We start from the raw sequence: 7,808 nt of genomic DNA, 5'->3' as shown, positions 1-7,808 counted from the left end.
GGCCGGGCTACCAATATGCGAGAAACGTAGCCCGGCCAAGCGCAGCGCCGCCGGGAAACTGCGGATGATTATTTCGCCGCGTGCTCGCGAATCGCCAGGCCGCGCAGGAAGTAGCGCAGGAACTGGTCGCCGCATTCGCGGAAGTTTTTGTGGTCCGGCGCGCGCATCATGGCGGTGATTTCCGGCATCGACACGCGGAACTGCTGCTGAGTCAGGATCGCCAGAATGTCATCGGTTTTCAGCGCAAAGGCGATGCGCAGCTTTTTCAGCATGATGTTGTTGTTGATACGGCGTTCTACCGACAGCGCCGGAGCGGATTCGTCGCGGCCGCGTTTTTCGTAAATCAGGCCGTTGAGGAAGCACGACAGCATAATGTCAGGGCAACGTACGAAGCCTTCCTCATCCTCTTTGCGCAGCCACGGCGTCAGCTGTTCCGCCGTCACTTCAGCTTCGCCCAGCGCGAAAATACGCACCAGATCGTTATTGTTCATTTTCAGGATGTAGCGGACGCTGCGTAAAATATCGTTACTGACCATAGTGCCTTCGGTGTTGATGTGAAAAACGGTGGCTAAGTTTACACGATTTACAGCCCCAGCGCTTCCTTCAGGGTCTTTAAATAGCGACGGCTGACCGGTACGGTCTGGCCGTTACGCAGCAGCAGCTCGGCCTGGCCATTATCCTCCAGCCGGATCTCTTTCAGATGCGCCATGTTCACCAGATGCTGGCGATGGCAGCGAATCAGCGGCGTACGGCTCTCCAGCGTGCGCAGCGTCAGTTCGGTAAAGCCCTCTTTGCCCTCGCCGCTGGTGACGTACACCCCGCTCATCCGGCTGCTGACAAACGCGACGTCGTCCATTTGCAGCAGATAAATACGGCTGTGCCCGGTGCAGGGGATAAACTTCAGCGCCTGCTGGCCCTCGCCGAGGGCCGAGATATCCTGCACCGCGCGCTCCTGGCGCAGGCGGGCGAGCGTTTTTTCCAGCCGTTGCTCTTCGATCGGTTTGAGCAGGTAATCAAACGCGTGCTCTTCAAAGGCTTTCACCGCGTATTCATCAAAGGCGGTCAGAAACACAATGTACGGCCGATGCTCCGGGTCAAGCATGCCGACCATCTCCAGCCCGCTGATGCGCGGCATCTGGATATCGAGAAACAGCACGTCCGGACGCAGCCGGTGCACCGCGCCAATGGCCTCCACGGCGTTGGCGCATTCGCCGACAATCTCCAGATCCGTCTGGGTTTGCAGCAGCACGCGCAGGTTCTCCCGCGCCAGCGGTTCATCATCGACAATCAGCACTTTAATCATGCGCTCTCCTCCAGAGGTAACCGCAGGGTGACTCGGGTAAAACGATCCGCTTCGTAAGCTACCGAGATACCGCAGTCGTCGCCAAAACGCATCTTCAGGCGTTTATCTACCAGGCTCATGCCCAGCCCGTTAGACGGCGCGTCGGGCTGATAGAGTCCGGCATTATCTTCAATATCCAGCACCAGATGCTGCCCCTCCTGCCGGGCGCGCAGGGTAATCTCCCCCACGTCCATCAGCTGCGAGGTACCGTGCTTAATGGCGTTCTCCACGATGGGCTGGAGGGTAAACGCCGGCAGCTGCTGGTTTGCCAGCGCATCGGGGATGTCCAGATACACCTGCAGGCGCGACTGAAAGCGTGCCTGCTCAATTTGCAGATAGGCGTTCACATGCTCAATTTCATCGGCGAGGGTGACAATTTCCGACGGACGTTTGAGATTCTTGCGGAAAAACGTCGACAGATACTGCACCAGCTGGCTGGCCTGCTCGCTGTCGCGGCGGATCACCGCCTTAAGGGTATTCAGCGCGTTAAACAGGAAGTGCGGGTTAACCTGCGCGTGCAGCAGCTTGATTTCCGACTGCGTCAGCAGCGCTTTCTGCCGCTCGTACTGCCCCGCCAGGATCTGCGCCGACAGCAGCTGCGCTATCCCTTCGCCGAGGGTACGGTTGATCGAGCTGAACAACCGATTTTTAGCCTCGTACAGCTTAATGGTGCCAATCACCCGCTGGTTCTCGCCGCGCAGTGGGATCACCAGCGTCGAGCCCAGCTTGCAGTTGGGGTGAATGGAGCAGCGATACGGCACTTCGTTACCGTCGGCGTACACCACCTCGCCGGTTTCAATGGTTTTTTGCGTATAGCGCGAGGAGATCGGCTTGCCCGGCAGATGGTGATCTTCGCCGATGCCGGTAAAGGCCAGCAATTTTTCCCGGTCGGTAATCGCCACCGCGCCGATATCCAGCTCCTGAATCAGCACCTGCGCCACCTTCATGCTGTTCTCTTCGTTAAAGCCTTTGCGCAGGATGCCTTCGGTCGAGGCGGCAAGCTTCAGGGCGGTGGCCGAAAACGCCGAGGTATATTTCTCAAGCATCGCCCGCTTATCCAGCAGGATGCGCATAAACAGCGCCGCGCCGACCGTGTTGGTGACCATCATCGGTGCAGCGATGCTTTGCACCAGATGCAGCGCGTCTTCAAACGGCCGCGCAATCAGCAGGATAATCAGCATCTGCACCAGCTCGGCGACAAAGGTTATCGCCCCCGCCGTCCATGGGCTGAACACTTTATCCGGTCGACCGCGGCGGATCAGAATGCTGTGCACCAGCCCGCCCAGCAGCCCTTCCACCATGGTGGAGATCATACAGCTGAGCGCGGTCATCCCGCCCATTGAGTAGCGGTGCAGGCCGCCGGTAAAACCCACCAGTCCACCGACCACCGGGCCACCCAGCAGGCCGCCCATCACCGCGCCAATGGCGCGCGTGTTGGCGATGGAGTCTTCAATATGCAGACCAAAGTAGGTGCCGAGAATGCAAAAAATGGAGAAAGTGACGTAGCACAGCAGCTTGTGCGGCAGGCGCACGGTGACCTGCATCAGGGGAATGAACAGCCGCGTTTTGCTCATCAGCCAGGCGATGACCAGAAAAACGCACATCTGCTGAAGCAGCAGCAACACCAGATTAAACTCGTACATACCCAAACACCACAGCGGAAATAAAACTGCGTAACATACACTTAGTCGGCATAACTTTCTTTGAAACCCAGCAAAAAAAGTGCAAAAAATGCTACCGATCACATTTTATCCACTGCCGCCCGAAGCAAAACGAATAAAAAACAACCACAACAGGTCACGTCGGCAAACCCGGTCTAAAGTTAAATGGGGGATCGCATGCCGGAGGACAAGATGGCGCTTTACACGATTGGCGAAGTGGCTCAGCTCTGTGATATCAACCCGGTAACGCTGCGCGCGTGGCAGCGGCGCTACGCGCTGTTAAAGCCACAGCGAACCGACGGCGGGCACCGCCTGTTTAACGATGCCGATATCGACCGCATCCGTGAGATCCAGCGCTGGATAGAAACCGGCGTGCAGGTCAGCAAGGTTAAGAATCTGCTTAGCGAACGGGATAATGGCTGGCAGGAACAGCAGGAGACCGCGCTGCGCTACCTGCGTAACGGCAACCTCCCGCAGCTGCGCCAGTGGGTGAAAGCGCTGCGCCGCAGCCACAGCGCCCGAACCCTGGTCGACAACCTCTTTACTCCACTGCGTCAGCGTCTGCAAAGCGCGCAGGTGGCGCTGCCGACGCTGCTCGGCCTGCTCGACGGCGTGCTGATTAACGACATCGCGCTTAGCCTTGCCTCCGCGCGGCGTAAATCCGGGCCGCAGGCGCTGGTGGTCGGCTGGAACGTCAACGACGTTACCCGCCTGTGGCTGGAAGGTTGGGTGGCCTGTGAACAGGGCTGGCGCGTTGACGTTCTGGCTCATCCGCTGATGCAGATTCAGCCGGAGCTGTTCCCCGGCCAGACGCTGCTCATCTGGTGCGGCGCGGCCCCCAGCGCCCAACAGCAGCACCAGCTGGCGCGCTGGCAGGAAGACGGCGTGGCCTTCGCACTTCCTGCTAATTAATCATTCGTTAACAGCTGAGCTTCGCGGTATAATCTTTTGGTTAACAAAAGGAGTACACAATGAAGTCAGCTAAATTCGCCGCGATCGTTCTTTTTGCGCTGATGGCCATCAGCGGCATCGGTGGCGTCATGCTCGCCGGCTATTCGTTTATTGTGCGCGGCGGTGTCGGCTGAGCCTCAGGCTAAGCCGCTCAAAGGCGCGGTCGACGATAATCGCCGCCAGCGCCACCAGAATCGCCCCCTGCACCACATAGGCCGTGTTGAACCCGCTCAGGCCGATGATAATCGGCGTGCCCAGCGTATTGGCCCCCACCGTGGACGCAATCGTCGCCGTGCCAATATTGACGATAACCGACGTACGAATACCCGCCACGATCACCGGCGCCGCCAACGGCAGCTCGACTTTCCACAACCGCTGCCCGCGCGTCATGCCCATCCCCTCCGCCACGCTCAGCGCCCCGACGGGTACCGATGCTAATCCAGCCAGCGTGCCTTGCAGCACCGGCAGAATACCGTAGAGAATCAGCGCCACAATCGCAGGTTGTTCCCCAAAGCCCATCACCGGTACCGCCAGCGCCAGCACCGCCACCGGCGGAAAGGTTTGCCCCATCGCCGCCAGCGTTTCCACCAGCGGACGAAACTCGCGCCCCGCAGGACGCGTCACCAGCACGCCCGCGCCAACGCCAACAGCAATCGCCACCAGGCTGGAGATGACCACCAGCTTGCCATGCGCCAGCGTCAGCGCGAGAAAGCCCGCCTGCTGATAGAGCGGGCGCGGCTGTTCGGGGAACAGAGAGTGAAACAGCGGCTCGCTATACGGTAGCGCCATCAGCAGCCCGATAAACAGCAACAGCAGCCACAATAGCGGATCACGAAGCACGCGCATCGCCGGACTCCTCGCGCAGCAGGTCGGCAAAATGCAGCGCCCCGTACGCCACGCCCTTTTCGTTAACCACCGGTAACACCGTGCGCCGCTGGGCCATAAAGCCCGACAGCGCATCGCGCAGCGACAGCGAATCGGCGATCGCCTCTCCTGCCACGCGTTCGCCGTGGCGCACGTAGTCCGCCACCTGCCGCAGCGACAGCAGGCGCACGCCCAGCTCGCTGCGGCCAAAGAAGGTACGGACAAACTCATTGCCCGGCGCGCTGAGCATCTGCAGCGGCGTTCCCTGCTGTACTACCTCGCCGCCGTCGAGGAGAATCAGGTTATCCGCCAGCCGCAGCGCTTCATCAATATCGTGAGTCACCAGCACGATGGTGCGCCCGAGCAGACGGTGAATCCGGCGCATCTCCTGCTGTAACGCGCTGCGGGTGACCGGATCCAGCGCGCCGAAAGGTTCGTCCATCAGCAGCACTTCCGGATCGCCCGCCAGCGCCCGCGCGACGCCGACGCGCTGCTGCTGGCCGCCGGAGAGCTGATGCGGATAGCGCTCGCGCAGCGTGGCATCCAGCCCGAGCAGCGCCATCAGTTCGTCGATACGGGCGTTGATCTTCGCCTTTGGCCATTTCAACAGCTGCGGTACGGTGGCCATGTTCTGCGCCACCGTCCAGTGCGGGAACAGACCAATCGACTGAATGGCGTAGCCCATCCGCCGACGCAGCGCCAGCAGCGGCTGCTCGCGGATGTCCTGCCCGGCGAAGCGAATCATCCCGCTGTCCGGCTCCACCAGCCGGTTAATCATCTTCAGGGTGGTGGATTTCCCCGAGCCGGAGGTGCCAATCAGCACCGAGAACGCACCTTCCTCAAGACGCAGTGAAAGGTTCTTCACCGCCGGATGGTCGCCGAACGTTTTATTGACCTGCGAAAATTCAATCACCGGCTTCTCCTTGAAGTAAGGTGGCAGCCAGGCTCAGCAACGCGTCGACGGTGACCGCCAGCGCAATCACCGGGATCACTCCCAGCAGCACCAGATCCAGCGCGCTGCTGAGCAGCCCCTGGAATATCAGCGCGCCAAAGCCGCCTGCGCCAATCAGCGCGGCCACCACCGCCATTCCCACCGTCTGTACCACCACAACCCGCAGGCTGCGCAGCAGCACGGGGAGCGCCAGCGGCAGCTGCACGCGCAAAAAGCGCTGTCCGCGGCCCATGCCCATCGCCGCCGCGCTCTCCAGCACCTGCGGCGACACCTGCTGCATCCCGGCCACCACGCCGCGCACCAGCGGCAGCAGCGCGTAGAGCACCAGCGCAATCAGCGCCGGCGTCAGGCCGGTTCCGGCTACGCCCAGCGTCGCCAGCCACGGGAAGCGCTGGGCCAGACCGGCCAACGGCGCAATCAACACGCCAAATAGCGCGACCGAGGGAATGGTCTGAATAACATTAAGCACCGTGAAGACGCTCGACTGCCGTCGTGGATGACGCCAGCACGCCATGCCGAGCGGGACGCCAATCAGCAGCGCGGGCAGCAGCGTACCCCACAGCAGCGTCAGGTGCTGAGACAGCGCATCGTTAAAGGTTTGCTGGCGGTTGGTATACTCTTTGAGGAGCGACAGTCCGTCCAGCGCCCCACTCCACAGCAGCCAGCACGGCAGCAGCCACAGCTGAACGTTGAGCAGCCAGCGCCACAGCGGGCGCGCGGTAAGACGGCGGATCGCATCGTTACAGATAAGCATCAGCAGCAGCAGCCACAGCCAAAGCCCGCTGCCGGGCGAGGTGCGCGCCAGCGGGCTGGCGCTTGCCGCAAGATGGTCAGCGGCCTGGCCCGCCGACCACAGCAACAGCGTGAAGCTCCCCTGCGCAAACAGCAGAATCAGCAGGCTCGGGAGGCGTCCCGGCAGCCAGCATAAAATCCACAGCGCTACCGGTACCACCAGCAGCGCCAGCGGCGGAAACGGCCAGATTTGCCACAGCCACAGGCCGTTGCCCGACACCAGACGGTTCGGGGCAAAATTAGCGAACGGCAGCGCGGCGGCGGCCAGCAGCAGTAGCGCCAGCAGCGCCACCACGCGGTTAGAACAACGAGGCATGGAAATAATCGGTTACTTCACCCACCCTTTTGCTTTCAGGTAGTCCGCCGCCACTGTTTTGGCATCCAGCCCTTCCACCGCAATTTTGGCGTTCAGGGATTGCAGGGTTTTCTCGTCCAGGCTGGCAAACACCGGCTGCAGCCATTTTTCGATATCCGGATAGGCTTTCAGCACCGCTTCGCGCACCACCGGCGTCGGCGCATAAATAGGCTGCACGCCTTTCGGATCGCTCAGCGTTTGTAAGCCTAACGCCGCCACCGGGCCGTCGGTGCCGTAGGCCATCGCCGCGTTGACGCCGGAAGTTTGCTGCGCGGCGGCTTTGATGGTCACCGCCGTGTCGCCGCCCGCCAGCGACAGCAGCTGCTCCTGGGAGAGTTTAAAATCGTAGGCTTTTTCGAAGGCTGGCAGCGCGTCCGGGCGCTCGATAAATTCCGCCGAGGCCGCCAGCTTGAAGGTGCCGCCGTCCTTGAGATAGCGGCTCAGATCGGCAAGCGAGGTGAGCTTATTTTTCTCCGCCACCTCTTTGCGTACCGCGAGGGTCCAGGTGTTATTGGCGGGCGCAGGGGTCAGCCACAGCAGATGATTTTTCTCGGCATCCAGCTTTTTCACCTTTTCATAGCCCGCCTGGGCATTTTTCCACGCCGGGTCGTTTTCATCTTTAAAGAAGAAAGCGCCGTTGCCGGTGTATTCCGGGTAGATATCCAGCGCGCCGGAGGTAATCGCTCCGCGCACCACCGGCGTAGTGCCAAGCTGCACTTTATTGACGGTGCTGACGCCGTGGCTCTCCAGCACCTGCAAAATCAAATTACCGAGCAGCGCGCCCTCGGTGTCAATTTTTGACCCTACCTTGACCGGCTCGGCGGCCAGCGCCGGCAGACTCACCGCAGCCAGCAGCGCCAGCGTCCATCCCCTTGCAATCGTCATACGCTT

At 61.1% G+C, this 7,808-nt stretch carries 9 protein-coding genes; 2 read left to right on the top strand and 7 right to left on the bottom strand.

Going from position 1 to position 7,808, the window contains the following annotated elements:
- Positions 1 to 68 precede the first annotated feature (68 nt).
- The 3 genes from ACK5JN_RS11385 to ACK5JN_RS11375 are packed head-to-tail and all read right to left on the bottom strand — an operon-like array spanning position 69 to position 2,985.
- Positions 69 to 536, bottom strand: a complete 468-nt coding sequence (locus ACK5JN_RS11385; protein WP_416870272.1) for a DUF1456 family protein — start codon at positions 534 to 536, stop codon at positions 69 to 71.
- Positions 537 to 583: 47 nt separating this feature from the next.
- On the bottom strand, positions 584 to 1,303 hold the full coding sequence (gene btsR, locus ACK5JN_RS11380; RefSeq protein ID WP_416870271.1) for a two-component system response regulator BtsR: 720 nt from the start codon (positions 1,301 to 1,303) through the stop codon (positions 584 to 586).
- Positions 1,300 to 2,985: a LytS/YhcK type 5TM receptor domain-containing protein gene (locus ACK5JN_RS11375; RefSeq protein ID WP_416870270.1), complete on the bottom strand. Its 1,686-nt coding sequence runs from the start codon at positions 2,983 to 2,985 to the stop codon at positions 1,300 to 1,302. Before ACK5JN_RS11375 ends, btsR begins: the two co-directional genes overlap by 4 nt.
- A gap of 210 nt (positions 2,986 to 3,195) precedes the next feature.
- Between ACK5JN_RS11375 and ACK5JN_RS11370 the strand changes: the two genes are divergently transcribed.
- Both ACK5JN_RS11370 and ACK5JN_RS11365 read left to right on the top strand, forming a co-directional pair.
- Positions 3,196 to 3,915 carry a MerR family transcriptional regulator gene (locus ACK5JN_RS11370; protein WP_416870269.1) on the top strand — a complete coding sequence of 240 codons (720 nt, stop codon included), beginning with the start codon at positions 3,196 to 3,198 and terminating at the stop codon, positions 3,913 to 3,915.
- A gap of 59 nt (positions 3,916 to 3,974) precedes the next feature.
- Entirely contained in the window at positions 3,975 to 4,088 is a 114-nt protein-coding gene (locus ACK5JN_RS11365; RefSeq protein ID WP_074398756.1) for a protein YohO, read from the top strand.
- Here the strand turns inward: ACK5JN_RS11365 and ACK5JN_RS11360 are convergent.
- The 4 genes from ACK5JN_RS11360 to ACK5JN_RS11345 are packed head-to-tail and all read right to left on the bottom strand — an operon-like array spanning position 4,063 to position 7,802.
- A complete protein-coding gene (locus ACK5JN_RS11360; RefSeq protein WP_416870268.1) occupies positions 4,063 to 4,800 on the bottom strand; it encodes an ABC transporter permease in 738 nt (245 codons plus the stop codon). The two genes, ACK5JN_RS11365 and ACK5JN_RS11360, sit on opposite strands and share 26 nt — an antisense overlap.
- Entirely contained in the window at positions 4,784 to 5,731 is a 948-nt protein-coding gene (locus ACK5JN_RS11355) for an ABC transporter ATP-binding protein (RefSeq protein ID WP_416870267.1), read from the bottom strand. The genes ACK5JN_RS11360 and ACK5JN_RS11355 overlap by 17 nt, the downstream gene beginning before the upstream one ends.
- Positions 5,724 to 6,878, bottom strand: coding sequence for an ABC transporter permease (locus ACK5JN_RS11350; protein WP_416870266.1), 1,155 nt, complete (start codon positions 6,876 to 6,878; stop codon positions 5,724 to 5,726). Before ACK5JN_RS11350 ends, ACK5JN_RS11355 begins: the two co-directional genes overlap by 8 nt.
- A gap of 12 nt (positions 6,879 to 6,890) precedes the next feature.
- On the bottom strand, positions 6,891 to 7,802 hold the full coding sequence (locus ACK5JN_RS11345) for an ABC transporter substrate-binding protein (protein ID WP_416870265.1): 912 nt from the start codon (positions 7,800 to 7,802) through the stop codon (positions 6,891 to 6,893).
- Positions 7,803 to 7,808 lie beyond the last annotated feature (6 nt).

It is taken from the genome of Kluyvera sp., from assembly GCF_047971185.1.
In the GTDB taxonomy this organism is placed as follows: Bacteria; Pseudomonadota; Gammaproteobacteria; order Enterobacterales; family Enterobacteriaceae; genus Kluyvera.
The sequence above is the reverse complement of the archived record's forward strand: the minus strand, read 5'-3'. Positions and strand labels throughout refer to the sequence as shown.